25 protein-coding genes are annotated in these 26,396 nt (G+C 71.5%); 14 read left to right on the forward strand and 11 right to left on the reverse strand.

The window, feature by feature from the left end; genetic code table 11:
* Positions 1 to 852: 852 nt before the first annotated feature.
* The 3 genes from ACIOC0_RS38345 to ACIOC0_RS38355 all read left to right on the forward strand — a co-directional run bounded on the left by ACIOC0_RS38345 (position 853) and on the right by ACIOC0_RS38355 (position 4,175).
* Positions 853 to 2,064: a pyridoxal phosphate-dependent aminotransferase gene (locus ACIOC0_RS38345; RefSeq protein WP_130441481.1), complete on the forward strand. Its 1,212-nt coding sequence runs from the start codon at positions 853 to 855 to the stop codon at positions 2,062 to 2,064.
* 127 nt (positions 2,065 to 2,191) lie between these two features.
* Positions 2,192 to 2,614: a hypothetical protein gene (locus ACIOC0_RS38350; protein ID WP_402161413.1), complete on the forward strand. Its 423-nt coding sequence runs from the start codon at positions 2,192 to 2,194 to the stop codon at positions 2,612 to 2,614.
* Positions 2,615 to 2,900: 286 nt separating this feature from the next.
* Complete coding sequence (locus tag ACIOC0_RS38355; protein ID WP_402161416.1) at positions 2,901 to 4,175, forward strand: glycosyltransferase; 1,275 nt, start codon at positions 2,901 to 2,903, stop codon at positions 4,173 to 4,175.
* Positions 4,176 to 4,226: 51 nt separating this feature from the next.
* On the opposite strand, the gene ACIOC0_RS38360 is transcribed toward ACIOC0_RS38355, so the two are convergent.
* The gene (locus ACIOC0_RS38360; RefSeq protein WP_402161418.1) at positions 4,227 to 5,144 is read right to left on the reverse strand and encodes a hypothetical protein; all 918 of its coding nucleotides are present in this window, start codon (positions 5,142 to 5,144) and stop codon (positions 4,227 to 4,229) included.
* A 398-nt stretch (positions 5,145 to 5,542) separates the two neighbouring features.
* Positions 5,543 to 7,366: a phosphoenolpyruvate carboxykinase (GTP) gene (locus ACIOC0_RS38365; protein ID WP_402161420.1), complete on the reverse strand. Its 1,824-nt coding sequence runs from the start codon at positions 7,364 to 7,366 to the stop codon at positions 5,543 to 5,545.
* A gap of 292 nt (positions 7,367 to 7,658) precedes the next feature.
* On the opposite strand from ACIOC0_RS38365, the gene ACIOC0_RS38370 reads away from it, so the two are divergent.
* From ACIOC0_RS38370 to ACIOC0_RS38385, 4 genes are all read left to right on the forward strand, one after another.
* Positions 7,659 to 8,372, forward strand: a complete 714-nt coding sequence (locus ACIOC0_RS38370; protein ID WP_402161422.1) for a hemolysin III family protein — start codon at positions 7,659 to 7,661, stop codon at positions 8,370 to 8,372.
* A 135-nt stretch (positions 8,373 to 8,507) separates the two neighbouring features.
* Positions 8,508 to 10,088 carry an MFS transporter gene (locus ACIOC0_RS38375; protein WP_402161425.1) on the forward strand — a complete coding sequence of 527 codons (1,581 nt, stop codon included), beginning with the start codon at positions 8,508 to 8,510 and terminating at the stop codon, positions 10,086 to 10,088.
* On the forward strand, positions 10,085 to 10,723 hold the full coding sequence (locus ACIOC0_RS38380) for a TetR family transcriptional regulator (protein ID WP_352246801.1): 639 nt from the start codon (positions 10,085 to 10,087) through the stop codon (positions 10,721 to 10,723). The genes ACIOC0_RS38375 and ACIOC0_RS38380 overlap by 4 nt, the downstream gene beginning before the upstream one ends.
* Before the next feature lie 80 nt (positions 10,724 to 10,803).
* Positions 10,804 to 11,535 (forward strand): Mut7-C RNAse domain-containing protein, encoded by a 732-nt coding sequence (locus ACIOC0_RS38385; RefSeq protein WP_389034191.1) that lies wholly within the window; start codon positions 10,804 to 10,806, stop codon positions 11,533 to 11,535.
* A 25-nt stretch (positions 11,536 to 11,560) separates the two neighbouring features.
* Here ACIOC0_RS38385 and ACIOC0_RS38390 read toward each other — a convergent pair whose 3' ends face one another.
* The 3 genes from ACIOC0_RS38390 to mca all read right to left on the reverse strand — a co-directional run bounded on the left by ACIOC0_RS38390 (position 11,561) and on the right by mca (position 14,872).
* Positions 11,561 to 13,594, reverse strand: coding sequence for a thioredoxin domain-containing protein (locus tag ACIOC0_RS38390; RefSeq protein WP_402161428.1), 2,034 nt, complete (start codon positions 13,592 to 13,594; stop codon positions 11,561 to 11,563).
* A 152-nt stretch (positions 13,595 to 13,746) separates the two neighbouring features.
* A complete protein-coding gene (locus ACIOC0_RS38395) occupies positions 13,747 to 14,019 on the reverse strand; it encodes a hypothetical protein (protein WP_402161431.1) in 273 nt (90 codons plus the stop codon).
* Entirely contained in the window at positions 14,012 to 14,872 is an 861-nt protein-coding gene (gene mca, locus ACIOC0_RS38400) for a mycothiol conjugate amidase Mca (RefSeq protein ID WP_351339032.1), read from the reverse strand. Before mca ends, ACIOC0_RS38395 begins: the two co-directional genes overlap by 8 nt.
* 169 nt (positions 14,873 to 15,041) lie before the next feature.
* Between mca and ACIOC0_RS38405 the strand changes: the two genes are divergently transcribed.
* Positions 15,042 to 15,440 (forward strand): DUF4307 domain-containing protein, encoded by a 399-nt coding sequence (locus ACIOC0_RS38405; RefSeq protein WP_130441457.1) that lies wholly within the window; start codon positions 15,042 to 15,044, stop codon positions 15,438 to 15,440.
* Positions 15,441 to 15,654: 214 nt separating this feature from the next.
* A complete protein-coding gene (gene greA / locus ACIOC0_RS38410; protein ID WP_352246814.1) occupies positions 15,655 to 16,155 on the forward strand; it encodes a transcription elongation factor GreA in 501 nt (166 codons plus the stop codon).
* A 57-nt stretch (positions 16,156 to 16,212) separates the two neighbouring features.
* Here the strand turns inward: greA and ACIOC0_RS38415 are convergent, their stop codons facing one another.
* From ACIOC0_RS38415 to ilvA, 3 genes are all read right to left on the reverse strand, one after another.
* The gene (locus ACIOC0_RS38415) at positions 16,213 to 17,070 is read right to left on the reverse strand and encodes an ABC transporter permease (protein WP_402161435.1); all 858 of its coding nucleotides are present in this window, start codon (positions 17,068 to 17,070) and stop codon (positions 16,213 to 16,215) included.
* Positions 17,067 to 18,053, reverse strand: coding sequence for an ATP-binding cassette domain-containing protein (locus ACIOC0_RS38420; RefSeq protein WP_402161438.1), 987 nt, complete (start codon positions 18,051 to 18,053; stop codon positions 17,067 to 17,069). Before ACIOC0_RS38420 ends, ACIOC0_RS38415 begins: the two co-directional genes overlap by 4 nt.
* A 166-nt stretch (positions 18,054 to 18,219) precedes the next feature.
* A complete protein-coding gene (gene ilvA, locus ACIOC0_RS38425) occupies positions 18,220 to 19,449 on the reverse strand; it encodes a threonine ammonia-lyase (RefSeq protein ID WP_402161440.1) in 1,230 nt (409 codons plus the stop codon).
* A gap of 170 nt (positions 19,450 to 19,619) precedes the next feature.
* Here ilvA and ACIOC0_RS38430 point away from each other — a divergent pair, with 170 nt between their 5' ends.
* From ACIOC0_RS38430 to ACIOC0_RS38440, 3 genes are all read left to right on the forward strand, one after another.
* Positions 19,620 to 20,120 carry a MarR family winged helix-turn-helix transcriptional regulator gene (locus tag ACIOC0_RS38430; protein ID WP_402161499.1) on the forward strand — a complete coding sequence of 167 codons (501 nt, stop codon included), beginning with the start codon at positions 19,620 to 19,622 and terminating at the stop codon, positions 20,118 to 20,120.
* A gap of 147 nt (positions 20,121 to 20,267) precedes the next feature.
* Positions 20,268 to 20,768 carry a sigma factor-like helix-turn-helix DNA-binding protein gene (locus tag ACIOC0_RS38435; RefSeq protein WP_402161443.1) on the forward strand — a complete coding sequence of 167 codons (501 nt, stop codon included), beginning with the start codon at positions 20,268 to 20,270 and terminating at the stop codon, positions 20,766 to 20,768.
* Between the two features lie 46 nt (positions 20,769 to 20,814).
* Positions 20,815 to 21,063 (forward strand): hypothetical protein, encoded by a 249-nt coding sequence (locus tag ACIOC0_RS38440; protein WP_402161446.1) that lies wholly within the window; start codon positions 20,815 to 20,817, stop codon positions 21,061 to 21,063.
* Between the two features lie 14 nt (positions 21,064 to 21,077).
* Here the strand turns inward: ACIOC0_RS38440 and ACIOC0_RS38445 are convergent, their stop codons facing one another.
* Positions 21,078 to 22,232, reverse strand: a complete 1,155-nt coding sequence (locus tag ACIOC0_RS38445; protein WP_402161448.1) for a cystathionine gamma-synthase — start codon at positions 22,230 to 22,232, stop codon at positions 21,078 to 21,080.
* Between the two features lie 86 nt (positions 22,233 to 22,318).
* Here ACIOC0_RS38445 and ACIOC0_RS38450 point away from each other — a divergent pair, with 86 nt between their 5' ends.
* Positions 22,319 to 23,437 (forward strand): hypothetical protein, encoded by a 1,119-nt coding sequence (locus tag ACIOC0_RS38450; protein WP_402161450.1) that lies wholly within the window; start codon positions 22,319 to 22,321, stop codon positions 23,435 to 23,437.
* Between the two features lie 66 nt (positions 23,438 to 23,503).
* Here ACIOC0_RS38450 and msrA read toward each other — a convergent pair whose 3' ends face one another.
* Both msrA and ACIOC0_RS38460 read right to left on the reverse strand, forming a co-directional pair.
* A complete protein-coding gene (gene msrA, locus ACIOC0_RS38455) occupies positions 23,504 to 24,016 on the reverse strand; it encodes a peptide-methionine (S)-S-oxide reductase MsrA (protein ID WP_130441441.1) in 513 nt (170 codons plus the stop codon).
* A gap of 200 nt (positions 24,017 to 24,216) precedes the next feature.
* Positions 24,217 to 25,260, reverse strand: coding sequence for an NAD(P)-dependent alcohol dehydrogenase (locus ACIOC0_RS38460; RefSeq protein ID WP_402161452.1), 1,044 nt, complete (start codon positions 25,258 to 25,260; stop codon positions 24,217 to 24,219).
* A gap of 178 nt (positions 25,261 to 25,438) precedes the next feature.
* Here ACIOC0_RS38460 and ACIOC0_RS38465 point away from each other — a divergent pair, with 178 nt between their 5' ends.
* Complete coding sequence (locus ACIOC0_RS38465) at positions 25,439 to 26,347, forward strand: helix-turn-helix domain-containing protein (RefSeq protein ID WP_402161455.1); 909 nt, start codon at positions 25,439 to 25,441, stop codon at positions 26,345 to 26,347.
* Positions 26,348 to 26,396 lie beyond the last annotated feature (49 nt).

Raw genomic sequence — 26,396 nt, forward strand, 5'->3', positions numbered from 1 at the left:
GGGACGCCCACGGCCGGTCGGCCCGTGCCCTGTCCGGCCCAGGGCATGTCCGGAGAGCCCCGTCCGGTTCCCGGCGGACGACGCCGCTTTCGAACCACGCCCTGGCGGCGGCCCTTGACCGTCCCCTGGCCGCGCTCTTTCCCCTTGGTCCGCTCGGACGGCGTCACCGACGCGGACGCCGAGGCGGCGGGCGCCGGACTCGTGGCGCTCACGGTCGAGGACGCGACCGCGGAGGCCTCCGAGACGGCGGCCGAGGCAGAGGGAGTGTCCCGGGAAGCGGGAGCCCGCACACCGGGATCGCCGGAAGCGCTCACCGCCGTGGAGGGGGAAGCGGGCTCCACCGGACCGGCGGAGCCGTCCGTCGCCGAGCGGGTGCCCTCCGGGCCCGTCCGCCGCCCGCCCTCAGGGCTTGAGGACAAGCCCAGCGCCGCGACCACGGCCCCGCGGACACCAGGCCCGCGGCGCCCGCCGCGAGCTCCACTCGCCGTGAACGGCGCCCTCCGACCCGGCGGGCGTCGCGCCGCCGGCCGGCCCGCCCGGCCGAGGGGCCGACGACACCGGCCGACGGGCCGACGCGGGGCAGCTCGGCCGTCTCGTCGTACGCGTTCTGCCGGCCGTGGGCGGCGGCCGGATCCACGTACGCGTCGTACGCCGGCACGTCCGCCCCGCTCGGGAGGTACACGTTCGGCGCAACCCGGGGGGTTCCTTTTTCACCAGGCCTGGACATGGCCGCGCATTCCAGAGACCAGTGGGGCCGTCGGGACAGCGAGCGGCGATACCCGCCCAAAGCACTCGTCCCACGTGGCGGAAAACACCCCCCGAGAGCCGTTACCGAGCCGTAAGCTCCCAGACATGCAGGTGATCCAGTCGACCAAACTCGCCAACGTCTGTTACGAGATCCGGGGGCCGGTTCTCGAAGAGGCGATGCGCCTGGAAGCGGCCGGGCACCGCATCCTGAAGCTGAACACCGGCAACCCCGCCGCCTTCGGCTTCGACTGCCCGCCGGAGATCCTGGAGGACATCCTCCGCAACGTCTCCTCGGCGCACGGCTACGGTGACGCCAAGGGCCTGCTGGCCGCCCGCCGCGCGGTCGTCATGCACAACCAGACCCTCGGCATAGAGACGGACGTCGAGCACGTCTTCATCGGCAACGGTGTCTCCGAGCTGATCGTGATGGCGATGCAGGGCCTGCTGGACGACGGCGACGAGGTGCTCGTCCCCGCACCGGACTACCCGCTGTGGACCGCCGCCGTCTCCCTCTCCGGCGGCACGGCCGTGCACTACCGCTGCGACGAGCAGTCCGACTGGATGCCGGACCTCGCCGACATCGAGCGCAAGGTCACCGACCGCACCAAGGCGATCGTCATCATCAACCCGAACAACCCCACGGGCGCGGTGTACGACGAGGCGATGATCCGCGGGCTCACGGACATCGCCCGCCGCCACAACCTCCTCGTCTGCTCGGACGAGATCTACGACAAGATCCTCTACGACGGCGCCACGCACACCCCGACCGCCGCGATCGCCCCCGACCTGCTCACCCTCACCTTCAACGGCATGTCGAAGGCGTACCGGGTGGCCGGTTACCGGGTGGGCTGGATGTCGATCTCCGGCCCGCGCGCCCACGCCGACTCCTACATCGAGGGCCTGACGATCCTGGCGAACATGCGGCTGTGCGCGAACATGCCGGGACAGCACGGCGTGGTGGCCGCCCTCAGCGGCCGTCAGACCATCGACGACCTGGTGCTGCCCGGCGGGCGGCTGCGGGAGCAGATGGACACCGCCTACGAGCTGCTGACGCAGATCCCTGGCGTGACGTGCGTACGCCCGAAGGGCGCGCTGTACCTCTTCCCGCGCCTGGACCCGACGGTGTTCAAGATCAAGGACGATCGGCGGATGGTGCTGGACCTGCTGCGCCGCGAGAAGATCATGGTGGTCCAGGGCACGGGCTTCAACTGGCCCGAGCCGGACCACTTCCGGGTGGTGACCCTGCCGACGGTGACGGACCTGCGGGACGCGGTCGGCCGGATCGGCCGCTTCCTGGACGGCTACAGCCAGCACTGACACCGGACACGGCCGGCACCGATCCGGAACACGACTGACGGCGAACCGAACCAATTTCACCCTCGACTCAACTTTAGACGCAATCCAAGCTAGGATGGCTTCCTGGAAGCACTCAGGAGGCCCTCCCATGTACGAACCGATCCGCACCAAGTCGGTCCACAGCACGGCGGACGGGCCCAACCCCAGCTTTCCGCACCGGTCCCGCGAGGAGGAGCTGGACATCCAGCTCGCGGGCCATCTCGCGGCCCTGCTCGCCGTCACCGACGAACTGCGCGTGCTGACGCCGTCCGCCGACCTGGACACGGCGGCGGACCGGCTCGCCCAGCAGGTGACCCGACTGCGCGGCGGCCGGGCTCCGGCCCGCTCCACGACGTCCGGGGCGGGCGGGCCCCAGGCGGCGGCCCTGCACCGGCGGGCGCACACCCTCGCGGGGCGCGCCCTCGTCGTCGCCGCCTCCCGCGCCGACACGGCGGCCGCGATCCTCACGGCGGAGCGCATGGACGCCCACTCCGCCGCGCTGGCGGACGGACGACTGGCCACCGCCGGCTGACCGACCCCGCCCAGGGGTCCCCTCATCGGCCCCGGTTCGCGTGCACCCGCAGCGACGCGCGGACCGGGCGCCATCAGCGCACCCGGCCTTCTGCGTACATTCGGGTGGACCGCGCCCCGGAGAGCCCGCCGGACGACGGCGGCGCCGACGGGGCCTCGTAACGTCAGCGGACGAATACGCCGAGCGGTCGCGGCCGGTCCTCCCCGCCGTTCCCAGCACCGGAAGTGCCCGGAATCCCGCTCCGACCGCCTGGCTCCCCCTGATCGAGACCAGCAGGGAGCATCAGATGACGTCGACCGCGACACCCAGGTTCTCCGTCTTCACCCCCAGCCACCGGCCCCGGTTCCTCGACGAGTGCCTGGCGACTCTGCAGGCGCAGACCTGCCCGGACTGGGAATGGATCGTCCTGCTCAACAACGGGGCCCGCTGGCGGCCGGAACACCCCGATGACAGGGTTCGGGTGGAGATCGCCGACGATGCCCTCGGCGTCGGAGCGGCCAAGCGCAGGGCCTGTGAACTGGCCCGGGGCGAGATCCTCGTGGAACTCGACCACGACGACCTGCTGGCGAAGGCGTGCCTGGCGGAACTCGGCGAGGCCTTCGACGCGCATCCCGACGCCGTTTTCGTCTACAGCAACACCGCGCAGATCACCGAGGACGGCAAGCGGGACGACAGCCGCTTCAACGAGACGCACGGCTGGCACTACGAGGACGTACGCGTCGACGGCCGCAAGCTGCTGCAGGTCCGGTCCATGGCGCCGACCCCGCACAACGTCGCCTACATCTGGTACGCGCCCAACCACGTCCGCGCGTTCCGCAAGGAGGCCTACGACAAGGCCGGCGGCTACGACGCCACCCGCACGGTGCTGGACGACCAGGACCTGATGTGCCGTCTCTTCCACGTCGGCGACTTCCACCACATCCCCCGCTGTCTGTACCTCCAGCGGATGCACCCCGCGAACACCCAGCGCGACCCGGAGATCAACGCGTTCATCCAGCGGGAGACGGTCGCTCTGTACGACAAGTACATCGAGGCCAACGCCCTCGCCTGGACGTACCGCAAGGGGCTCCTCGCGCTGGACCTCGGCGCGGCCCGCCGCAAGCCCCCCGGTTACACGGGAGTCGACAGACATCCGGGTGAGGGGGTCGACATCGTCGCCGCCCTGCCCGACAGGCTGGACCTGGCCGACGATTCCGTGGGTCTGGTGCGGGCGGTGAACTTCCTCGAACACGTGCCCGCGAAGGTGCCGCTGATCAACGAGCTGTACCGGCTGCTGGCCCCCGGCGGCATGCTCCTCACCACGACGCCCAGCTCCGACGGCCGCGGCGCGCACCAGGACCCCAGTCATGTCGCGTATTACAACGAGAACTCGTTCTGGTACTACACGGACGACCAGTACCGCGCCTACGTGCCCGATCTCGAGGCCCGGTTCCAGAGCTCGCGGCTGGCCACCTGCTTCCCGTCCGAGTGGCACTCCGAGAAGAACATCCCGTACGTGATCGCCAACCTCATCGCGGTGAAGGACGGCGCCGAACGGTGCGGCGGGCCGCTGCTGGTCTGAGGGGGCGGGTGCCCCCGCGGCCGGAGCCGCGGGGGCACCGCGTGGAGATGGTTACGGCACCAGGGCACAGACCACGTAGGCGGTCACGGAGGTGTCCGCGTCGGTGACGGAGCCCTGCCACCCGGTGGGAGGCGTGACGGCGGTGCCTCCGATCGGGACGCTCCCGCTGAGGATGCCCGTGGCGGTCAGAGCGCCGCCGCCGGTGGCGACGTCGTTGTCAAGGCAGTTGGCAGTCGCGGTTCCGGCAGCGGTGGCAGTGATCACGTAGGAGCTGCCGACCGTGCCCTGAGCTCCCTGGGCTCCCTGGGCTCCCTGAGCACCCTGCGCGCCCTGAGCACCCTGAGCACCCTGAGCACCCTGCGCTCCCTGAGCACCCTGGGCTCCCTGAGCTCCCTGGGCTCCCTGGGCTCCCTGGGCTCCCTGGGCTCCCTGGGCTCCCTGAGCGCCGTCGGCACCGGCAGTACCCTGGGCTCCCTGCGCGCCCTGAGCACCCTGGGCTCCCTGCGCGCCCTGCGCGCCCTGAGCACCCTGCGCGCCCTGAGCACCCTGAGCACCCTGAGCACCCTGAGCACCCTGAGCACCCTGGGCTCCCTGAGCACCCTGGGCTCCCTGCGGGCCCTGCGGGCCCTGCGGGCCCGGCTTGCCGGGCTTGCCCTGGGGGCCGCGCGGGCCCTGGGGACCACGGTCGTGACCGCCGTGACCACGGCCGTCGTTGCCGTAGTCCAGGGCGCTCGCCCGCAGCACCGGGGCCTTGCCGGCCTCGCCGGCCCGGCGGATCGCGTCGGCGATGGCGCCGGTGGGGGCGTTGTTCGCGCGCAGGTGGGTCGCGGCTCGGCCGCCACCGGACCCGTGCATCGCGTCGGCGACGGCCACCGTGCTCGGGACGACGCTGAGGGCCACGGCGACCGCGCCCACCGACACCATCGTGGCGGACCTCAGGCGCGCGATTCGAATCGTTCTACGGTTCAAGAGAACCTTCCTCACGGAAGAGGGATCAGACCGCCGGCGCGCATTTCGCGCACTTCGTCTCACTTGCGTGCCTCATCCCCTTGCGGACACAGACGAGGCAGTTCTTCCCTTTTCCATTAAGAATGATTATGTGTTCGCCCTCCTCGTGGACAAGGATCACCCGAGGGGCGCGCGCACCTTTGGCGACCGCCCGCCACACCCCCAAAAGGATGGAATCGGACCCCCTGAGCCGACTCCCGCGAAGGCCCGGCGCCGGCGAGGGCGCCGACACACGGACGAGGTCCCGCACGCCGTTGTGCGGGACCTCGTTCCTGTGGTGCTCTCACCGCGGCCGACCGTGACGATGTTGCTGGTCAGGGCACGATCGGAGCCGGCCGCGGCGTCTTGGGGGGCTTTGCTCAGCCCAGGCGCTCCACCAGCGCGCGGTATTCGTCCCACAGCTCCTTGGGCGTGTGGTCGCCGAAGGTGTTGAGGTGCTCGGGGATCAGGGCGGCCTCCTCGCGCCAGACCTCCTTGTCGACGGTGAGCAGGAAATCGAGGTCGGAGTCGGCCAGTTCGAGGCCGTCGGTGTCCAGTGCGCCCTTGGCCGGCAGCACGCCGATGGGGGTCTCGACGCCCTCGGCCTTGCCCTCGAGGCGCTCGACGATCCACTTCAGCACGCGGCTGTTCTCACCGAAGCCGGGCCAGACGAACTTGCCCGCGTCGTTCTTGCGGAACCAGTTGACGTAGTAGATCTTCGGCAGCTTGGACTGGTCCTTGTCCTTGGCTACGTCGATCCAGTGGCCCATGTAGTCGCCCATGTTGTAGCCGCAGAACGGCAGCATCGCGAAGGGGTCGCGGCGCAGCTCGCCGACCTTGCCCTCGGCCGCGGCGGTCTTCTCGGAGGCCACGTTGGCGCCGAGGAAGACGCCGTGGTTCCAGTCGAAGGACTCCGTGACCAGCGGTACGGCGGTGGCGCGCCGGCCGCCGAAGAGGATCGCGGAGATCGGCACGCCCTTGGGGTCCTCCCACTCGGGCGCGATGATCGGGCACTGCGCGGCGGGGACGGTGAAGCGGGCGTTGGGGTGGGCGGCCGGGACGCCGGACTCCGGCGTCCAGTCGTTCCCCTTCCAGTCGGTGAGGTGGGCCGGAGTCTCCTCCGTCATGCCCTCCCACCAGATGTCGTCGTCGTCCGTCAGCGCCACGTTGGTGAAGACCGCGTTGCCCCAGAGCGTCTTCATCGCGTTGGCGTTGGTGTGCTCACCGGTGCCGGGGGCGACGCCGAAGAAGCCGGCCTCGGGGTTGATGGCGTACAGGCGGCCGTCCTCGCCGAAGCGCATCCAGGCGATGTCGTCGCCGATGGTCTCCACGGTCCAGCCGGAGATGGTGGGCTCCAGCATGGCGAGGTTGGTCTTGCCGCAGGCGCTCGGGAAGGCGGCGGCGACGTACTTGGCCTCGCCCTGCGGCGGGGTCAGCTTGAGCACGAGCATGTGCTCGGCGAGCCAGCCCTCGTCGCGGGCCATGACGGAGGCGATGCGCAGGGCGTAGCACTTCTTGCCGAGCAGAGCGTTGCCGCCGTAGCCGGAGCCGTAGGACCAGATCTCGCGGCTCTCGGGGAAGTGCGAGATGTACTTGGTGCTGTTGCACGGCCAGGGCACGTCCTGCTCGCCCTCCGCGAGCGGCGCTCCGAGCGTGTGCACGGCACGCACGAAGAAGCCGTCGGAGCCGAGCTCGTCGAGGACGGGCTGTCCCATGCGGGTCATGGTGCGCATGGAGACGGCGACGTAGGCGGAGTCGGTGATCTCGACGCCGATGGCGGAGAGGTCCGAGCCGAGGGGGCCCATGCAGAACGGGACGACGTACATCGTCCGGCCGCGCATCGAGCCGCGGAATATGCCCTTCTCGCCGCTGAAGATCTCCCGCATCTCGGCGGGGGCCTTCCAGTGGTTGGTCGGGCCCGCGTCCTCCTCCTTCTCGGAGCAGATGTAGGTGCGGTCCTCCACACGCGCGACGTCGGTCGGGTCGGAGGCCGCGTAGTAGGAATGCGGGCGCTTGACCGGGTCGAGTTTCTTGAAGGTGCCCTTCGCGACCAGCTCTTCGCAGAGCCGCTCGTACTCGGCCTCGGATCCGTCACACCAGACCACGTTGTCCGGCTGCGTCAGTTCGGCGATCTCGTTGACCCACGAGATCAGTTCCTGGTGCTGGGTGGGGATGACGGGGGGAGCCGCGATGTCGCGCGCCACGATCGCTCCTAGGTGAGGGATTTTGTCCTTGTCTGCCCCGTGGGGGCCGCGGCCCGGATGCTTCGCAGCTGCCTGCTGAGCGCTCATCCGGTGCCGACCGCACTCATTTGATCATCCGCCGTATGAGCGCATCTGTCCAGGGGACGTCACAGATGAGCAGCGTGAGGCTCGCCACGTGCACCGGCCGACCCCCTCCCCCACCTGCGGTCCGGCGTGAGATGATGGCCATCGGCGGCCTCCCATCTCGTCGCACGGATCCGCAACTTACGGTTCCGTAGGTACGATGCCGGGTATGACTGCGTCCGCCCCTGATGCGCCCACGGACCAGCCGGCCGCCGGCAGCGGTCCCGTGGCGCTCTCCCTGCCGCACCCGGTCAAGCCCAAGCTGCGCGGCTGGCTGCACCTCGGTATGTTCCCGGCCGCGCTCATCGCCGGGCTCGTGCTCACAGCCCTGGCCGGCTCCACCAGAGGCCGCATCGCCTGCGGCATCTACGCACTGACCGCCTGCCTGCTGTTCGGCGTGAGCGCCCTGTACCACCGGGGCGACTGGTCTCCGCGCATGGACGGCATCCTGCGCCGCCTCGACCACGCCAACATCTTCCTGATCATCGCGGGCACCTACACCCCGCTGACGATGCTGCTCCTGCCCGGCGCCAAGGGGCAGTGGCTGCTGTGGGGCATCTGGGCCGCCGCCGCCGCGGGGATCGTGTTCAGGGTGTTCTGGGTCGGCGCCCCGCGCTGGCTCTACACCCCCTGCTACATCGCCATGGGCTGGGCGGCCGTGTTCTTCCTCCCGGACTTCATGCGCACCGGCGGCATCGCCGTCCTGGTCCTGGTGGTCGTCGGCGGCCTGCTCTACAGCGCCGGCGGCGTGATCTACGGCATCAAGCGCCCCAACCCCTCACCCCGCTGGTTCGGCTTCCACGAGGTCTTCCACTCCCTGACGCTGGCCGCGTTCGTCGTCCACTACGTGGGCATCTCCCTGGTGGCGTACCAGCACACGTAGAGCGCGGGAAGAGCACTCCCATCCCGAAACAAAGAGGGCCACGGCTTGCGAGCCGTGGCCCTTCCGCGTTGCCCGATCCGACACCGACACCCTCGCTATTGACAGCATCTACATTTTGAGAGCTACTCTCATTTCATGGACTCTGTCACATTAGAGGCCGGGCCTTCCAGCCCGGACCCCCGACGCTGGTGGGCCCTCGGGGCCCTGGTCGCGAGCATGCTCACGCTCGGCTTCGACATCACGATCCTCAACGTGGCGCTGCCCACCATGGCCGCCGACCTGGGCGCGAGTACTGGGGAACAGCAGTGGATGGCGGACGCCTACGTCGTCGTCTTCGCGGCGCTGATGCTCCCCGCCGGGCTGCTCGGCGACCGGTTCGGCCGGCGGCGAATGCTGATCACCGGACTCGGCGTCTTCCTGGCCGGCTCGCTGGCGGGAGCGCTCACCGAGAACGTGAGCGCGGTCATCGCCGCCCGCGCGGTGATGGGCGTCGGGGCGGCGCTGGTCACCCCGCTCGCCCTGTCGGTCCTGCCCTCGCTGTTCGCACCCGAGGAGCGCGCCAAGGCCGTCGGCATCGTCTCCGCCGGTTCGACGCTCGGCCTGCCGCTCGGGCCCATCGTCGGCGGCTGGCTGCTCGACCACTTCTGGTGGGGCTCGGTCTTCCTCGTCAACGTCCCGATGGCCGCGCTCGGCATCGCCTCCTGCCTCCTGCTGCTGCCGGAGACCCGCGACCCGTCCTCGCCCAAGGTCGACGCCGTCTCCACCGCGCTCACCGCGGCAGGGCTCGGCGCCCTCGTCTACGCGATCATCGAGGCGCCCGGCCGCGGCTGGGCCGATCCGCTCGTCCTCGCCATGCTGGGCGCGGCGGTCGCCCTGATCGCCGCCCTGGTGCTGCGCGAACGCCGGACGCCCCGGCCCCTGCTCGACCTGGCGCTGCTCGCCCGCCGTGGGTTCCTGTTCAACACGCTCGCGGCGACCCTGGTGGTCTTCGTCCTATCCGGGCTGCTGTTCGTGCTGCCGCCCTATCTCCAGGCAGTCCTCGGCCACGACGCCCTCGGCACCGGGGTGCGTCTGCTGCCGATGATGGGCGGGCTGGTCGTGGCCGCCCGGGCCGCGCAGCCGTTCGTCGTCCGCCTCGGGGCGCGGACCGTGGTGAGCACCGGTCTGACGGTGCTGGCCTTCGCCGCGCTCCTGGGCAGCCGTACGACGGTGGACTCCGGCTACGGCTTCACCGCGCTGTGGCTGTCGGTCGCCGGGTTCGGCTTCGGCTTCTCCCTCGTGCCCGCGATGTCGGGCGCCCTCGGCACCCTGCCGTCGGATCGGGCCGGAAGCGGCTCCGGGCTGCTGATGACGCTGCGCCAGGTGGGCGGCGCGATCGGCATCGCCCTGCTCGGCAGCCTCCTGGCGAGCGCCTACCGCGGCCGCCTCGACGTCACCGGGCTGCCCACGGAGGCCGCCGACGCCGCCGGGGAATCCGTGGTCGCCGCCCACCTGCTCGCCGAGCGCACGGGCCTCGCCGAACTGACCGCCTCCGCGAACACCGCGTACGTCCACGGCATGGACGTCGCCCTCGCGGTGTGCGGGATCGCGGCGATCGTCGCCGCCCTGCTCGCCGCCGCGCTGCTGCCGAGCACGCCCCGGCCCGCGGCTCGGGATGCCGACGAGGCGCCCGGGTCCTCGGGCGTGGTCCTGGCGCCGGGTGATGTTCGACAATGACCTGCATGACGGCCGTACAGACCACCTCCCCCGGCGACCGGCCCCGGCCGGGACTCCGTGAGCGCAAGAAGATAAAGACCCGTGAGGCGATCCGCGCCGCGACCTACGCCCTCGTCGAGGAGCAGGGGTACGACGCCACCACGATCGAGCAGATCGCCGAGCGGGCGGAGGTGTCGCCGTCGACCGTCTTCCGCTACTTCCCGGCCAAGGAGGACATCGTCCTCACCGACGAGTACGACGCCGTCCTGCTGGAGGAGCTCCGCGGCCGGCCCGCCGACGAGCCGTGGGCGGACAGCATCCGGCACATGCTGCGGGAGGCCGTCCGCACCGGCGTCGAGGAGGACCGCGAGGTGGCACGGCTGCGCACCCGGCTGATGGTCGAGGTCCCCGCCGTGCGCTCCCGGATGATGGAGAGCATGTCGGCCACCGGCCGCATGCTGTGCACCGCCATCGCCGAACGCACCGGCCGCGACCCCGACAGCCTGGAGGTGCGGGTGTACGCGATGTCCCTCCTCGGCGGCCTGATGGAGACCTCGCTGTACTGGGCGGAGAACGGCCACCGGGACGACTTCGCCGACCTCGTCGACCGCTCCCTGCGGGTCCTCCAGCAGGGCCTGCCCCGGGAAGGCCCCTGAGAAAGGCCTCCGGGAGGGGCCGGGGCAAGGCCCGGGAAAACCCCGGCGAGCCCCGGCCCTCCCCGTGCCATCCTGACCGGGTGAGCACATCCGAGATCCACGTCGAAGTCGCCCCCGAACTGGCCCTGTTCGTCCCGCACGCCCGGCGGACCGGCGTCCACCCCCTCGCCGTCGACGGCGTCTCCACCCTCGGCCACGTCGTGGAGTCCCTCGGCGTCCCGCTGACCGAGGTCGGCGCCCTCGTCGTCGACGGCCGTGAAGCGCCGTTCTCGCACATCCCGGCGCACGGCGAGTCGGTGAGCGTCCGCCCCGTCGCCCGGCCCCAGCGGGTGCCCGGCGCGCCCCTGCGCTTCCTCCTCGACGTCCACCTCGGCACCCTCGCCCGGCGGATGCGCCTGCTCGGCGTGGACACCGCGTACGAGTCGACGGACATCGGCGACCCGGCGCTCGCCGCCCGCTCCGCCGCCGAGCGCCGGGTCATGCTCAGCCGCGACCGGGGCCTGCTGCGCCGCCGCGAACTGTGGGCCGGCGGATACGTCTACAGCACCCGCCCCGACGACCAACTCCGTGACGTCCTGGCCCGGTTCGCCCCCGAGCTGCGCCCCTGGACGCGCTGCACCGCCTGCAACGGTCTGCTGAGACAGGCCACCAAGGACGAGGTCGCCGACCAGCTGGAGCACGGCACGCACCGCTCCTACGACGTGTTCGCCCAGTGCCGGGAATGCGGCCGCGCCTACTGGAAGGGCGCCCACCACGAACAGCTGGAGACCATCGTGGAACGAGCGATGGCGGAGTTCGCGCCCACCGACTGACCGCGGCCGCCGGTCACGAAACCGCTCACGGCGTGAGCCTGTCCCGCAGGGCGTCCGCGTCCGTCGTCGGCAGCTCGCACACGAACCCCCGGCAGACGTACGCCGTCGCCGCGCCCTCCACCAGCACCCGGTCCGCGAGCAGCGGGAACTCCTCGCTGCCCAGCGCGCCCCGGGCGACCACCGCGCCGGGCGCGGTGCCGAGCAGCGCGGCGCGGTGCAGCTCGTCGGCGGCGGGATCGCTCCCGGCCCGGCCGACCACGGCCACCTCACGCGGCCCGTCGAGCAGCGCCTCCGCCACGGCCAGCCCCCACCCGACGAACCGCGGCACCCGCGGCCCGAGCGCCTTCACGACCCCCAACGCCCGCTCGGCGGCGGTGCGATGGGGCTCGGAGCCGGTGTGCGCCGCGTACGACAGCAGCGCGCCCGCGGCCGCCGACCACCCCGAGGGCACCGCGTTGTCGGTCGGGTCCTGCGGCCGCCGGATGAGCCGCTCGGCGTCCGCGGCGGTGTCGTACAGCGCCCCCGACTCGGGGTCCGCGAAACGGACCAGCACCTGGTCGAGCAGGAAGCCCGCGAACTCCAGCCACACGCCCTCCCCCGTCACGGAGGCCAGCGCGAGGAAACCCTCCGCCGCGTCGGCGTAGTCCTCCAGCACGCCCGCGTTCGCGCCGACGTGCCCGTCCTTGCTGGTGCGGGCCAGCCGGGCCCGGTCGTCGAGGTGCAGCCGTACGAGGAGGTCGGCGGCTGCGACGGCCGCGTCGACGAGGTCCGGGCGGTCGAAGTACGCGCCGGTCTCGGCCAGCGCGGCGATCGCGAGCCCGTTCCAGGCGGCGACGACCTTGTCGTCCCGGCCGGGAGCGGGCCGCGCCGCCCGCGCAGCGGTCAGCCGCTCCTTGATCGAAGCGATCTTCTCCGCGTCGAACACACCGTCCTGCTGCGGGAGTTGCAGGACGGAGGCACCCTCCTCGAAGGTGCCCGCCTCGGTGACGCCGAAGTACTGGGCGGCCTCCTTCGCGTCCTCGGCGCCGAGGACCTCCGTGAGCTGCTCGGGCGTCCAGACGTAGTACGCGCCCTCGATGTGCCGGCCGGTCCCGTCGTCGCTGTCGGCGTCCAGCGCTGAGGCGAACCCGCCCTCGGCGGTGCGCAGTTCGCGCACCATGAAGTCGGCGGTCTCCAGCGCGACCCGGCGCGCGAGCTCCGATCCGGTGGCCCGCCACAGGTGCGCGTACACCCGGCACAGCAGCGCGTTGTCGTACAGCATCTTCTCGAAGTGCGGCACGGTCCAGTCCCGGTCCACGGAGTAGCGGGCGAAACCGCCGCCGAGCTGGTCGTAGATCCCGCCGCGGGCCATGCGTTCGCAGGTGTCCCGGGCCATCTGGAGCGCGCCCTCGGCACCGGTGCGGGCGTGATGGCGCAGCAGGAACTCGATCACCATGGACGGCGGGAACTTGGGCGCCCCGCCGAACCCGCCGCGCTGCGGGTCGTACTCCCGGGTCAGACCGAGCAGCGCCTGCGCCAGCTCCTGCTCGCCCGGGGCGACGTCGTCGCCGTAGGCGATCTCCCGGCCCGCCAGGTCCCGCACGATCTTCCCGGCGACCTCGGCGACCTCCTCGCGCCGGTCGGTCCAGGCGTGCCGCACCCCTTCCAGCACCTGCCGGAAGGACGGCATCCCGTGCCGGGGCGCGGGCGGGAAGTAGGTACCGAAGTAGAAGGGCTCGGCGTCCGGCGTGAGGAACACGGTCATCGGCCAGCCGCCCTGCCCGGTGGCGGCCTGCACAGCCTCCATGTACACGGCGTCGACGTCGGGGCGCTCCTCGCGGTCGACCTTGACGCTGAGGAAGTGCTCGTTGAGGTAGTCGGCGGTCGCCTGGTCCTCGAACGACTCGTGCGCCATCACATGGCACCAGTGGCAGCTGGAGTACCCCACGCTGAGCAGCACCGGCACGCCCCGCCTGCGCGCCTCCTCGAACGCCTCCGCCGACCAGGGCCACCAGTCGACCGGGTTGTCGGCGTGCTGGAGGAGATAGGGGGAGGTCTCGTGGGCCAGTCGGTTCGCCATGACGTCCATCCTGCCGCAGTACCCCGCCCCCCGTACGTCAGGCGTGCGTCCGGGACGGCCGTGGCACGGCGCGGGGGCGCGCCGGGGGCCGCCCCACGGGGCACGGTGTGCGTGGGGCGGCTCTCAGGGGCCCTCGCGCCCCTGTGGGCGGGTCAGCCGTTCGCCGGGGACGCCTTGCCCTCGGGGCCGTCGCCGGAGGGGGCCGCGCCGGAGGGGGCCGCCGTCCGGTCCTCGGGCTTCTCCTCGAAGTCGACCTTGCCCATGTGCTTGCTCATGGACTTCATCAGGCCCCACACGGCCACGGCCATCACCGCGAAGACGATGAAACCGAGGACTCCGGGGGTGACCTTGTCCTTGTCCACCTCCTTGGCGAGGGTGGCGAACTGCGTCACTGCCAGGCTCACGCTTGCGCTCATGTCAGGCATTGTCGCGGATGCCCGCAAACAGGTCGTCCTCGGGGAGGGAGGTGTCCACCCGCGACTTCGCGAGCTCGTACTCCTCCGTGGGCCAGACCTCCTTCTGGATCTCCATCGGCACCCGGAACCAGCCGCCGTCGGGGTCGATCTGCGTGGCGTGCGCGATCAGCGCCTTGTCGCGGATCTCGAAGAAGTCGGCGCACGGGACGTGCGTGGTGAGGGTGCGCTCCTTCCGCCCGAACTCGTCCCAGCGCTTGAGCCACTCCCCGTAGGGGGACTCCAGCCCGCGGTCGAGCATCGCGTGGTGCAGCGCCTCGGTGCGGGGGCGGTTGAAGCCCTGGTTGTAGTAGAGCTTCAGCGGGCGGTACGCCGGGCCGTACTCGTCCTCCGGGTACTTCACGGTGTCCTCGGCGCCCTCGAAGGCGACCATCGAGATCTTGTGGGTCATGATGTGGTCGGGGTGCGGGTAGCCCCCGTTCTCGTCGTAGGTGGTGATCACCTGCGGGCGGAAGGAGCGGATCTGGCGCACCAGCTCGCCGGCCGCCCGGTCCACGTCCTCCAGGGCGAAGCAGCCCTCGGGCAGCGGGGGCAGCGGGTCGCCCTCGGGGAGGCCGGAGTCGACGAAGCCGAGCCACTCCTGCTTGACCCCGAGGATCTCGCGGGCCTCGTCCATCTCCTTCTTGCGCACCTCGTGGATGTGCTCCTCGATGTACGTGTCGCCCTGGAGCTTGGGGTTGAGGATGGAGCCGCGCTCCCCTCCCGTGCAGGTCACGACCAGCACGTCCACCCCCTCGGACACGTACTTCGCCATGGTGGCCGCGCCCTTGCTCGACTCGTCGTCGGGGTGCGCGTGGACGGCCATCAGTCGCAGCTGGTCAGTCAAGACTCAATCCTCGAAAAGTCGGCGCCCCCGCGGGCCGGGGTGCGGTCGGCGGCTTCTATAGTGACCGAATCGGGGGCTCGATAATTCCGGAGCGGGGCTCCGGTGCCGTTTTCGGGACGTTCGTCCCGCCCCGGCGGAGAGGACGATCATGAGTACGGCGACCACGCGACCGCCCCAGGGTCGTTACGGCCGCTCCTCCGACGAGCGCGCCGACCGCACCCTCAAGCTCGTCGGCGCCGTCCTGGGCGCGGCACTGCTCGCCCTGCTCGGCTACTTCGCCTACCACTACGTGGGCCAGAACAAGATCAGCGCCGAGGTGATCAGCTTCAAGGCCACCGCGAACTCGGTGCAGGCGCATCTGGAGGTCCGCAAGGACGCCGGCACGAGCGGCTACTGCACGGTCCGCTCGCAGGCCGAGAACGGCGCCGAGGTGGGCCGCGCGGACTTCCGGTTCTCCGGCTCGGACACCCGTATCGACCGCGTGGTCACGCTGCGTACGACGGCGCAGGGCACGACGGCGGAGCTGCTCGGCTGTCACGCGGACTGACCTCACGGTCCCGGCTGCGGCCCTCCGCCCGCCGGGGAGCCTGTCTTTCCTCCCCAATACGTACACGGTGACCTGCACCGACGTAATTCTGGTGGCTTATGTCCTCCCCCTTCGGCCCCTGAATTGTTAGGCTCGTGGTTTCGCCCATCCCTGGAGGAACATGCTTCCGGGCAGGGCGAGCTGTGTATTTCCCAGTACCGACGAGGAGCACCCTGTGACCCAGACCAGCGAGAACGTCACCTGGCTGACCCAGGAGGCGTACAACAAGCTCAAGGACGAGCTTGAGTACCTTACTGGTCCTGCGCGCACGGAGATCGCCGCCAAGATCGCCGCCGCGCGCGAGGAGGGCGACCTGCGCGAGAACGGCGGGTACCACGCGGCCAAGGAGGAGCAGGGCAAGCAGGAGCTCCGAGTGCGCCAGCTGACCCAGCTCCTGGAGAACGCGAAGGTCGGCGAGGCTCCGGCGTCCGCGGACGGTGCGGTGGCCCCCGGCATGGTCGTGACGATCGCCTTCGACGGTGACGAGGACGACACCCTGGACTTCCTGCTGGCCTCGCGCGAGTACGCGAGCGCCGACATCGAGACCTACTCGCCGCAGTCCCCGCTGGGGTCCGGCGTGATCGGTCACAAGGTCGGCGAGGACGCGGAGTACGAGCTGCCGAACGGCAAGACCGCCTCCGTGCGCATCCTCAAGGCCGAGCCCTACAACGGCTGACATCCCTGATCTCTGCCCGATGCCCCCCGGCGCCCCTGTGGCGCCGGGGGGCATCGCTCATGCGGTGGCCGAGCGGTACTTGCGCACCGCCAGTGTGCGGAACACGACGACGATCAGGACCGAGTAGATCAGCGAGGCCCAGACCGGGTGCTGCATGGGCCAGGCGTCGGACGGTGACTGGCCCGGGTTGGCGAAGAGGACCCGGCAGGCCTGGACGGTGGCGCTGAAGGGGTTCCACTCGGCGACATGGCGCAGCCAGGGCGTCATGTTGCTGGTGTCCACGAACGCGTTGGAGATGAAGGTGACCGGGAAGAGCCAGATCAGCCCGCCGGAGGTGGCCGCCTCGGGGGTGCGCACGGTGAGGCCGATCAGGGCGCCGATCCAGGTGAACGCGTAACCGAGCAGGAGCAGCAGCCCGAAGGCGGCCAGGATCCGGCCGGCGTTCGTGCTGCCGTCGGAGCCGGGGCGCCAGCCGACCAGGAGGGCGACGACGGCGAGGACGAGGAGGGTGAGCGCCGTCTGCACCAGGTCGGCGAGGGTGCGGCCGGTGAGGACCGCGCCGCGCGCCATGGGCAGGGAGCGGAAGCGGTCGATGAGGCCCTTGTGCATGTCGTCGGCGATGCCCGCGCCGGCTCCGGCGGTGGCGAAGGTGACCGTCTGGGCGAAGATCCCCGCCATGAGGAAGTTCTTGTAGTCGGTGGCGCTGGTGCTGCCGCCGATCTGCATGGACCCGCCGAAGACGTAAGTGAACAGCACCACGAACATGATGGGCTGAATGAGCCCGAAAATGACCATCTCCGGAATTCGGGACATTCTGATCAAGTTGCGTTTTGCAACGACCAGGGAATCCCGGACGGCCTGCCCTCGCGGGCGGTTCGGCACCGCGGCGGGGGCGGCTTGGACGGCGGCGCTCATTTCGCTTCCTCCTTGGCGTGGTGGCCCGTCTCGCCGCTCTTCGACTCGGCGACATGTCCGGTCAGGGACAGGAACACGTCGTCGAGGGTGGGGCGGCGCAGGCCGACGTCGTCCATCTCGATGCCGCGGGCGTCCAGTTCGCGGATCACCTCGGCGAGGAGCTTCGCGCCGCCGGTGACGGGCACGGTGAGCTTTCGGGTGTGCTCCTCGACGGCGGTCTCGCCCTTGCCGAAGCCGGTCAGCACCTCGGCGGCGGCGGGGATGTGCTCGCGGTCGTGGACCACGACCTCCACGCGCTCGCCGCCGGTGCGGGCCTTGAGCTCGTCGGAGGTGCCGCGGGCGATCACCTTGCCGTGGTCGACGACCGCGATGTCGTGCGCGAGGTGGTCGGCCTCCTCCAGATACTGCGTGGTCAGCAGCAGTGTGGTGCCGTCGGAGACGAGGCGCTTGATCACGTCCCACAGGAGCTGGCGGTTGCGCGGGTCCAGGCCGGTCGTCGGCTCGTCCATGAACATCACGGGCGGTGAGACGACCAGCGCGGCGGCCAGGTCGAGGCGGCGGCGCATGCCTCCGGAGTAGGTCTTGGTGGTGCGGTCGGCGGCGTCGGCCAGGTCGAACTGGTCGAGCAGCTCCGCGGCCCGGGCCTTCGCGTCCGCGGTCCGCATCTGGTAGAGCTGGCCGACCATCTGAAGGTTCTCGCGTCCGGTGAGGTATTCGTCGACCGCGGCGAACTGGCCGGACAGGCCGATCGAGCGCCGGACCGCGTCGGGATGCTTGAGCACGTCCAGCCCGGCGACCACGGCGCGGCCGCTGTCCGGGCGCAGGAGTGTGGTCAGGCAGCGGACCGTGGTGGTCTTGCCCGCACCGTTCGGCCCGAGCAGGCCGAGGACCGTGCCCTCCGGGACGTCGAGATCGACGCCGTCCAGAGCCTTGACGTCACCGAAGGTCTTCACCAGTCCTTCGGCATGGATGGCGCCTGGCATATGGGTCTCCTGAGTCTCCGCGTCGTCGGGGATCGTCGTAGGGATGTCGTCGGGGGGCGATCGGTCGGTCGGGCCATGTGACACACACCATAACGCGATGTATCGCGTCTCTCAATGGACTTACCCGAACGAGTGAAGGAGCGGTGATCAACTCGTCGGCGACCGGTCAGTCGATGACCGTGTAGCCCGCTTCACGCAAAGCCCGACCGACCTCGACGCAGTGCGCCGGCCCCTTCGTCTCCAGATGCAGCTCGACCTCCGCCTCCGAGAGCCCGAGCCGGGGATCGGTTCGCACATGGCTCACGTCCAGGACGTTAGCGTCCACCACTGACAACGCCCCCAGCAGTGTGGCCAGAGCCCCCGGCCGGTCCGTCAGACGCAGGCGAACGGCCAGGTAGCGGCCCTGCGCGGCCATGCCGTGCCGCAGGACGCGCTGCATCAGCACCGGGTCGACGTTGCCCCCCGACAGCACCGCGACGACCGGGCCCTCGAACGCGCCGGGATCGCTCAGCAGCGCCGCGACCGGGCTCGCCCCGGCCGGCTCGACGACCAGCTTCGCCCGCTCCAGACAGAGCAGCAGCGCCGCGGACAGCTCGCCCTCCGAGACCGTGCGCACCTCGTCCACGAGATCGCCGACGATCCCGAACGGCACGTCCCCGGGGCGGCCCACCTTGATGCCGTCGGCCATCGTCGCCGGATCGCTCAGCGACACCGGACGCCCGGCCGCCAGCGAGGGCGGATACGCCGCCGCGCCCTCCGCCTGCACGCCCACCAGCCGCACGTCCGGCCGCGTCGCCTTCACCGCGACCGCGATGCCCGCCGCCAGCCCCCCGCCGCCGATCCCGACGACGATCGTGCGGACCTGCGGGCACTGCTCCAGGATCTCCAGGCCGACCGTGCCCTGCCCGGCGATGACGTCCGCGTGGTCGAAGGGGTGGATGAACACCGCGCCGGTCTCGGCCGCGTACTCCTGCGCCGCCGCCAGCGTCTCGTCGACCACCTGGCCGTGCAGCCGCACCTCCGCGCCGTACTCCCGCGTCGCGCTGACCTTCGGCAGCGGGGCGCCCTGCGGCATGAACACCGTCGACCGCACGCCCAGCAACGACGACGCCAGGGCCACGCCCTGCGCGTGGTTGCCGGCGCTCGCGGCCACCACCCCGGCGGCCCGCTCCTCCGGCAGCAGACCCGCTATGCGCACATACGCGCCGCGCAGCTTGAACGACCCCGTCCGCTGGAGGTTCTCGCACTTCAGGTGCACCGGCGCGCCGACGAGCTGGGACAGGTGCCGGCTGCCCTCCATCGCGGTCGTCCGCGCCACGCCCGTGAGCATCTTCTGCGCGCCGCGCACATCGTCGAGGGTGACGGGCCGCAAGGAGTCAGCCGTGCCGTAGCTCATGACTCCAGCATCGCAGTTCACAAGCGGGAACAACCGCTGTGACCAACCACCGAGACCGGTTTCCTCAGCGCCGGTACGGCCCGCCTTCGGGCCGCGTACCCTGTCCCCCAACCCAGCACCCCTTTTCATGAAGCGAGCCCCCGGCCATGCCCACAACACCTGAAATGTCGATGGACATGACGACCGTCGGTGACACCGGTCTTCTCGACACGCTGCAGCACGAGGTCGCGGTGTTCGCGCGCCGTGCCGAACAGACCCGGCTCGGCGGCGTCGGGCAGGTGCGCAACTCCATGGACCGCGCCGCGTACCTGCTGCTGAACCGTCTCGACAACGAAGGCCCGATGGGCGTCAAGGCGCTCGCGGCGAGCATGGGCATCGACTCCTCGACCGTCACCCGGCAGGTGGCTCCCCTCGTCGACACCGGGCTGGTCAAGCGGACCTCGCACCCGGAGGACGGCCGGGCCGTGGTGCTGCAGCTGTCCCCGCGCGGGATGTCGCGTCTGGAGGAAGTGCGCTCCTCCCGACGCAGGTTGATGGCGGAACTGACCCAGGACTGGGCGCCGGAGGAGCGCGAGTCATTCTGCACGCTCCTGACGCGCTTCAACGGCGCGCTCTCCGCGCGGATGGCCGCTCAGGGGCTCCCCGGCGCGGAGCCGGCGCCCGCTTCCTGAGCCTCCCCCGAGGCCCCCCTCGACGGGATCCCGCGCGTGCGCGGCTCTTGACCGAAACCCCGCCCCGGGCCCTATATGAGACCGGGTCCCCGTACGCACACCGCCGGGACCCGTTCCCACGGGGTCGCCGACGGGCGGGAGGGCGCGGTGAGAGCACGTGACGAGGCGCGGGCGGCCCGCCGGGCCAGGGAGTTCCAGGCGTTCGTCGCCGGCGCGGGCGGACGGCTGCTGCACACCGCCACCCTGCTCACGGCGGAGGCGCCGGACGACAACCCGCGTGCGCGGCGCCTGCTGACGCTGGCCCTCGCGCACACGTACGCGTGCTGGGACCGGCTGCGCGGGGATGACCCGTACGACCGGGCCCGCCAGTACCTGGCCACCCGCTTCGCCCGCAGCGCCTGGCACCGTCACGGCGGCCCGCGCCCCACCGGAGCGCTGGCCCTGCTCACACCCCAGGAGCGCCTGATCCTGGTGCTGCGGCTGTACGAGGGCGTCGGGGAGGAGCAGGTCGCGGCCCTCCTCGGCCTCCCGCAGGAGCGCGTCCACGCCCTGTGCGACCGGGCGACGGCGACCCTGCTGCACCCTCCGCGCCCACCCGCCGCGAACCCGGCGGCGGCCGGGGCGGCGGCGAGGACGGCGACGCCGTGAGGACGCCGGACGCGGACGCCGCGGGGCCGGCCCCGGGGAGGCTCGGGTGAACCGGCCGGAACGGGAGGCCGCCGTACGGCGGATCATGGAGCGGACGGTGACGCGCGTGCCCCCGGGGCTCCACGAGGACGTCGTACGCCGCGGCGACCGCCTGCTGCGCCGCCGCGCGCTCGCCCGGCGGCTGCTGTGGCTGACGCTGCTGGCCGTGGCCCTGGCGTTCACCGTCTGGGCGGTCACGGCCCGGCCCTGGGTGGAGCCGCCGTCGGAGACGACCCCACCCCTGACGAACTGGTAAGGCTGCGGCAGCCCTTAGCCGAGGGCCTGCTGGAGGTCCTCCAGGAGGTCGTCGACGTTCTCGATGCCCACGGACAGGCGCACGAGGTCGGCCGGGACCTCGAGGGCCGAGCCGGCCGCGGACGCGTGCGTCATGCGCCCGGGGTGCTCGATCAGGGACTCCACGCCGCCGAGGGACTCGCCGAGCGTGAACACCTTGGCGCGGTTGCAGACCTCGACGGCCGCCTCCTCGCCACCCTCGACCTGGAACGACACCATGCCGCCGAAGGCCCGCATCTGCTTGGCGGCGACCTCGTGGCCCGGGTGGTCCGGCAGACCCGGGTAGAGGACGCGCGTCACGCGCGCGTGCCGGGTCAGCATGTCGGCGATCTTGGTGGCGTTCTCGCTGTGCCGGTCCATGCGCACCGACAGCGTCTTCGTGCCCCGCAGCACCAGCCAGGAGTCGAAGGGCCCGGCGACCGCGCCCATCGCGTTCTGATGGAACGCCAGTTCCTCGCCGAGCTCCCGGTCGCTCACGATCAGCGCGCCGCCCACGACGTCGGAGTGCCCGCCCATGTACTTGGTCAGCGAGTGCACGACGACGTCCGCGCCGAGCGCCAGCGGCTGCTGGAGGTAGGGGGTGGCGAAGGTGTTGTCGACGACGAGCCGCGCGCCCGCGTCCCGCGCGACCTGCGCGAGGGCGGCGATGTCGGTGATGCCGAGCAGCGGGTTGGAGGGGGTCTCCACCCACACGGCCTTCGTCTTCGGGGTGATCGCGGCGCGCACGGCGGCCGGGTCGCTGGTGTCGGCCACCGACCACTCCACGCCCCACCGGGACACGACCTTCGCGAACAGCCGGAACGTGCCGCCGTAGGCGTCGTTGGGGATGACCACGTGGTCGCCGGGCCGCAGCAGCGTACGCAACAGGCAGTCCTCGGCCGCCAGTCCGGAAGCGAACGCGAGACCCCGGACGCCGCCCTCCAGGGCGGCGAGGTTCTCCTCCAGGGCGGTCCTGGTCGGGTTGGCGCTGCGGCTGTACTCGTAGCCGCCGCGCAGACCGCCGACGCCGTCCTGCTTGTAGGTCGAGACCTGGTAGATCGGCGGGACGACCGCGCCGGTCAGGGGATCGGCGGTGTTGCCCGCGTGGATCGCGAGGGTCTCGAAGTGCTGACTGATGTGCCTGTCGCTCATGGGTCCCGAGAGTAATGCGCCGAGGCGGCGGGTGCTCGTCCCGACCGGGTTCGCCAATTGTCAGAGGCTTCTGGAACCCTTGAGACATGGAGATTCTCTGGGTCCTGATGGCGCTGGTCGTGTTCGGCTTCGTCCTGCTCCCGTTCCTGCGGCGTCGGCGGGGCGGGATAGAGCTGGTCCCGGCGGGCCACCCGGACGCCGCGGACCCGGCGAACTACGGCTTCGTCCGCGAGGAGGAGCTCGACATCCGCATGCCCGGCCCCGACCAGGACCTGCTGGACGTCCTGGCGGTGGTGCAGCGCACGCAGGACTACCGGGCGGCGCAGCAGTTGCTGGCGGGGACCGAGACGGAGGGCGAGCTGCGCTGGCAGCGCGTGCAGGCCTTCGCGGGCGCCGCGGCGCTGGAGCTGCAGCAGCGGCCGGGCGGCGTCTCGGATACCCCGGGCGGGCAGTGGCTGCGGGTGTGGCGGACCGAGGAGCCCAAGGACGCGGGCGGCGCGGCGGTGCACGCCGAGTTCCTGGTGCAGCAGGCGTGGCGGACGTCGACGCCGGGCACGGACGACTTCCGGATCATCATGGAGGAGGCCCAGGACGCCTGCGGTCAGGCGGCGTTGCTGGCCCCCGGAGACCCGATCCCGTACATCGTCGAGCTGTCGGTGGCGCGGGGGCTGGACTACTCGCAGCCGGAGTTCGAGCGGCTCTGGCTGAAGATCCTGGACCGCGCGCCCGCGCACATGGGGGCGCATCTGGCGGCCCTGCACTACTGGTGCGAGAAGTGGCACGGTTCGCGCGAGGAGGCGACGTCCTTCGCGGAGGCGGCCGCGGCCCGCGCGCCCGAGGGTTCGCTGCTCGCCGCGATGCCCTTGTTCGCCGTGTTCGAGCACCTGCCCGAGGTGAACCTGGTGAGCGGCTTCTACCAGAGCGAGGTGGTGCGCAAGGCGGTCCACGGCGCGCTGTTCGCCGTCCAGTCGGCCCGCCCCGACGACCCGATGGCGGCGCATGTGCGCCATCTGCTGGTGTTCTTCCTGGTGCGATCCGAGCGCTGGTCGGAGGCCATGAACCAGCTGATACACGTCGACGGCCATGTGGGCGCGCTGCCGTGGACGCTGTCCGCGGACCCGGCGGCGGAGTTCGCCGTGTACCGGGCCCTGGCGGTGGCGGGCTACGAGGCGAACGGCGGCAGCCCGGCGTCGCTGCCGCACTGAGCGGGCGCCGGCCGGGCGGCCTGACGGTCGCGCCTCGCGGCCGGACCTGGCGGTCCGGCCCGGGGGTCAGCCCTCCGTGCGGGCGGGGAGCCGCCATCCCGGGCGCGGGAAGTGGCAGGTGTACCCGTCGGGGTAGCGCTGGAGGTAGTCCTGGTGCTCGGGTTCGGCCTCCCAGAAGGGGCCGACCGGCTCCACCTCGGTGACGACCTTGCCGGGCCACAGTCCTGATGCGTCCACGTCCGCGATGGTGTCCTCGGCGATCCGCTTCTGCTCGTCGTCGACGTAGTAGATCGCCGAGCGGTAGCTGAGGCCGATGTCGTTGCCCTGGCGGTTCTTCGTGCTCGGGTCGTGGATCTGGAAGAAGAACTCCAGGAGCGCGCGGTAGTCGGTCTTCTCGGGGTCGAAGAGGATCTCGATGGCCTCCGCGTGCGTGCCGTGGTTTCGGTACGTCGCGTTCGGCACGTCGCCTCCGGTGTAGCCGACACGCGTGGCCGTCACCCCCGGGAGCCGGCGGATCAGTTCCTCCATGCCCCAGAAGCATCCGCCCGCAAGCACGGCCCTCTGCGTCTGCACAGCCATCACGGCTCCTCCCACGTCGGTCGGCCCGGTTCTCCGGGCTCACCGTGGACAACACACGCGGCCTCCCGGCGATTCCGTGGTCCGGGCGCACGCGCCGAGCCCCGGCGCGGGGCCGGGGCTCGGCGCGGGGCCGGGGCTCGGCGCGGGGCCCGGGCTCGGCGCGGGGCCCGGGCTCGGCGCGGTTCGCGGGCGGGACCGGATCAGATGGTGGCCGTGTCGATGACGAAGCGGTAGCGGACGTCGCTGGCGAGCACGCGCTCGTAGGCGTCGTTGATCTCGGAGGCGCTGATCAGCTCGATCTCCGCGCCGAAGCCGTGCGCGGCGCAGAAGTCGAGCATCTCCTGGGTCTCCTGGATGCCGCCGATGCCCGAGCCGGCGAGGGTCTTGCGACCACCGATCACCGAGAACAGGTTGAGCGCGACGGGCTCCTCGGGGGCGCCGACGTTGACGAAGGCGCCGTCCGTCCGCAGCAGGGACAGGTAGGCGTCCAGGTTCAGCGGGGCGGAGACGGTGGAGAGGATGACGTCGAAGGTGCCGGCCAGCTTCTTGAAGGTCTCCGGGTCGCTGGTGGCGTAGTAGTGGTCGGCGCCGAGCCGCAGGCCGTCGTCCTTCTTGCGCAGCGACTGGGAGAGCACCGTCACCTCGGCGCCGAGCGCGTGCGCGATCTTGACGCCCATGTGGCCGAGGCCGCCCATGCCGAGCACGGCGACCTTCTTGCCGGGTCCGGCGTTCCAGTGCTTGAGCGGCGAGTACGTGGTGATGCCGGCGCAGAGCAGCGGGGCGGCCACGTCGAGCGCGAGGCCGTCGGGGACGCGGACGACGTAGTTCTCGTCGACGACGATCTTCTGGGAGTAGCCGCCGTAGGTGGGCTCGCCGTCCTTGCCGACCGCGTTGTACGTGCCGACCATGCCGCCGCCGGTGCAGTACTGCTCCAGGCCGGCCTTGCAGTTCTCGCACTCGCGGCAGGAGTCGACCATGCAGCCCACGCCCACCCGGTCGCCGACGGCGAACTTCGCCACTCCGGGACCGACCTCGGAGACCACGCCGGCTATCTCGTGGCCGGGGACCATCGGGAAGATGGCCTCGCCCCAGCCTTCCCGGACCTGATGGATGTCGGAATGGCAGATGCCGGCGAACTTGATGTCGATCAGGACGTCGAACTCGCCGACCTCGCGGCGCTCGATCGTCGTGCGCTCCAGCGGAGCCTTGGCGGAGGGGGCCGCGTAGGCGGCGACGGTGGTCATGCCGAGGATCTCCTAGCAGTGGTTCGGGATAAGGGGTCCGGCCTGTCGTTCGGCCGGGCACGGCGTCCAGCCTGCCCGAAGGCGCGCGGCTCACCCAGGCCTCAGCTGTGCCTACGCTCGGTGTGCGTACCACTGGCGGGGTCAGGATCGGGGGCCTACGACCAGGAATACTGGGCGTATGGACGAACAGAGCGAAGCCGCCGCACAGGAGTCCGGCGGGCGGCTGGACCGGCGGGCCGAGCTCAGCGAGTTCCTGCGCACCCGGCGCGCCCGGCTGAAGCCCGGGGACGTCGGGCTGCCCGACTTCGGGCGCCGCCGGGTGCCGGGGCTGCGGCGCGAGGAGCTGGCGCAGCTGGCCGGGATGTCGGTGGCGTACTACACGCGGCTGGAGCAGGGCAACGGGCGGAACGTGTCCGCGGAGGTGTTGGGCTCCATCGCCCGCGCGCTGCGGCTGTCCGACGCCGAGCACGCCCACCTCACGCATCTCGCCAAGCCCAAGCAGCACAAGAAGAAGCCGGCGGCGCGCAGCCAGCAGGTGCGGGCGTCGCTGTGGCAGTTGCTGGACCGGATGGACGGGGTGCCCGCGTACGTGGTGGGGCGGCACACGCAGATCCTCGCGTGGAACCGGATGGCGGCGGCCGTCTTCGGCGACTGGGGCGAACTCCCGGCCGGGGAGCGGAACTGGGCCCGGCTGGTGTTCCTGCGGCCCGCCTACCGGGAGCTGTTCGTCGACTGGGAGCAGAAGGCGATCGACATCGTGTGCGCCTTGCGCATGGACGCCGGGTGCCACCCGGACGATCCCCGACTGTCGTCTCTGGTGGGCGAGTTGTCGGTGAAGAGCGAGGACTTCCGGCGACTGTGGGCGACCCACGACGTCAAGGACAAGAGCTTCGGCGTGAAGCGGTTCCGGCACCCGCTGGTGGGCGAACTGTCCCTGAACTTCGAGGGGTTCCGGCTGATGGGGGACGGGGAGCAGTCGCTGGTGACGTATCACGCGGAGCCCGGCTCGCCCTCGGCGGACGCGCTGCGGCTGCTGGCCAGTTGGGGCGCGGACGCGACTGCTCCGCGGGCCGGGGCCGGGGCCTGAGGGGCCGTCCGGAGGGAGGGACGCTGCGCCGGCGGGATCCCGGGCTCGG

The organism is Streptomyces sp. NPDC088254 (assembly GCF_044740925.1).
GTDB lineage: Bacteria > Actinomycetota > Actinomycetes > Streptomycetales > Streptomycetaceae > Streptomyces.

Coding starts and splice junctions, on each gene's coding strand:
- mca (WP_351339032.1), bottom strand. CDS start 14,872: ATGGCCGTCCACGCGCACCCCGACGACGAGTCGAGCAAGGGCGCGGCC.
- msrA (WP_130441441.1), bottom strand. CDS start 24,016: ATGGCTGTGCAGACGCAGAGGGCCGTGCTTGCGGGCGGATGCTTCTGG.
- ACIOC0_RS38415 (WP_402161435.1), bottom strand. CDS start 17,070: ATGAGCGCCGCCGTCCAAGCCGCCCCCGCCGCGGTGCCGAACCGCCCG.
- ACIOC0_RS38370 (WP_402161422.1), top strand. CDS start 7,659: ATGACTGCGTCCGCCCCTGATGCGCCCACGGACCAGCCGGCCGCCGGC.
- ACIOC0_RS38350 (WP_402161413.1), top strand. CDS start 2,192: ATGTACGAACCGATCCGCACCAAGTCGGTCCACAGCACGGCGGACGGG.
- ACIOC0_RS38380 (WP_352246801.1), top strand. CDS start 10,085: ATGACCTGCATGACGGCCGTACAGACCACCTCCCCCGGCGACCGGCCC.
- ACIOC0_RS38345 (WP_130441481.1), top strand. CDS start 853: ATGCAGGTGATCCAGTCGACCAAACTCGCCAACGTCTGTTACGAGATC.
- ACIOC0_RS38355 (WP_402161416.1), top strand. CDS start 2,901: ATGACGTCGACCGCGACACCCAGGTTCTCCGTCTTCACCCCCAGCCAC.
- ACIOC0_RS38465 (WP_402161455.1), top strand. CDS start 25,439: ATGGACGAACAGAGCGAAGCCGCCGCACAGGAGTCCGGCGGGCGGCTG.
- ACIOC0_RS38390 (WP_402161428.1), bottom strand. CDS start 13,594: ATGGCGAACCGACTGGCCCACGAGACCTCCCCCTATCTCCTCCAGCAC.
- ACIOC0_RS38395 (WP_402161431.1), bottom strand. CDS start 14,019: ATGCCTGACATGAGCGCAAGCGTGAGCCTGGCAGTGACGCAGTTCGCC.
- ACIOC0_RS38430 (WP_402161499.1), top strand. CDS start 19,620: ATGGACATGACGACCGTCGGTGACACCGGTCTTCTCGACACGCTGCAG.
- ACIOC0_RS38460 (WP_402161452.1), bottom strand. CDS start 25,260: ATGACCACCGTCGCCGCCTACGCGGCCCCCTCCGCCAAGGCTCCGCTG.
- ACIOC0_RS38375 (WP_402161425.1), top strand. CDS start 8,508: ATGGACTCTGTCACATTAGAGGCCGGGCCTTCCAGCCCGGACCCCCGA.
- ACIOC0_RS38445 (WP_402161448.1), bottom strand. CDS start 22,232: ATGAGCGACAGGCACATCAGTCAGCACTTCGAGACCCTCGCGATCCAC.
- ACIOC0_RS38450 (WP_402161450.1), top strand. CDS start 22,319: ATGGAGATTCTCTGGGTCCTGATGGCGCTGGTCGTGTTCGGCTTCGTC.
- ACIOC0_RS38420 (WP_402161438.1), bottom strand. CDS start 18,053: ATGCCAGGCGCCATCCATGCCGAAGGACTGGTGAAGACCTTCGGTGAC.
- ilvA (WP_402161440.1), bottom strand. CDS start 19,449: ATGAGCTACGGCACGGCTGACTCCTTGCGGCCCGTCACCCTCGACGAT.
- ACIOC0_RS38405 (WP_130441457.1), top strand. CDS start 15,042: ATGAGTACGGCGACCACGCGACCGCCCCAGGGTCGTTACGGCCGCTCC.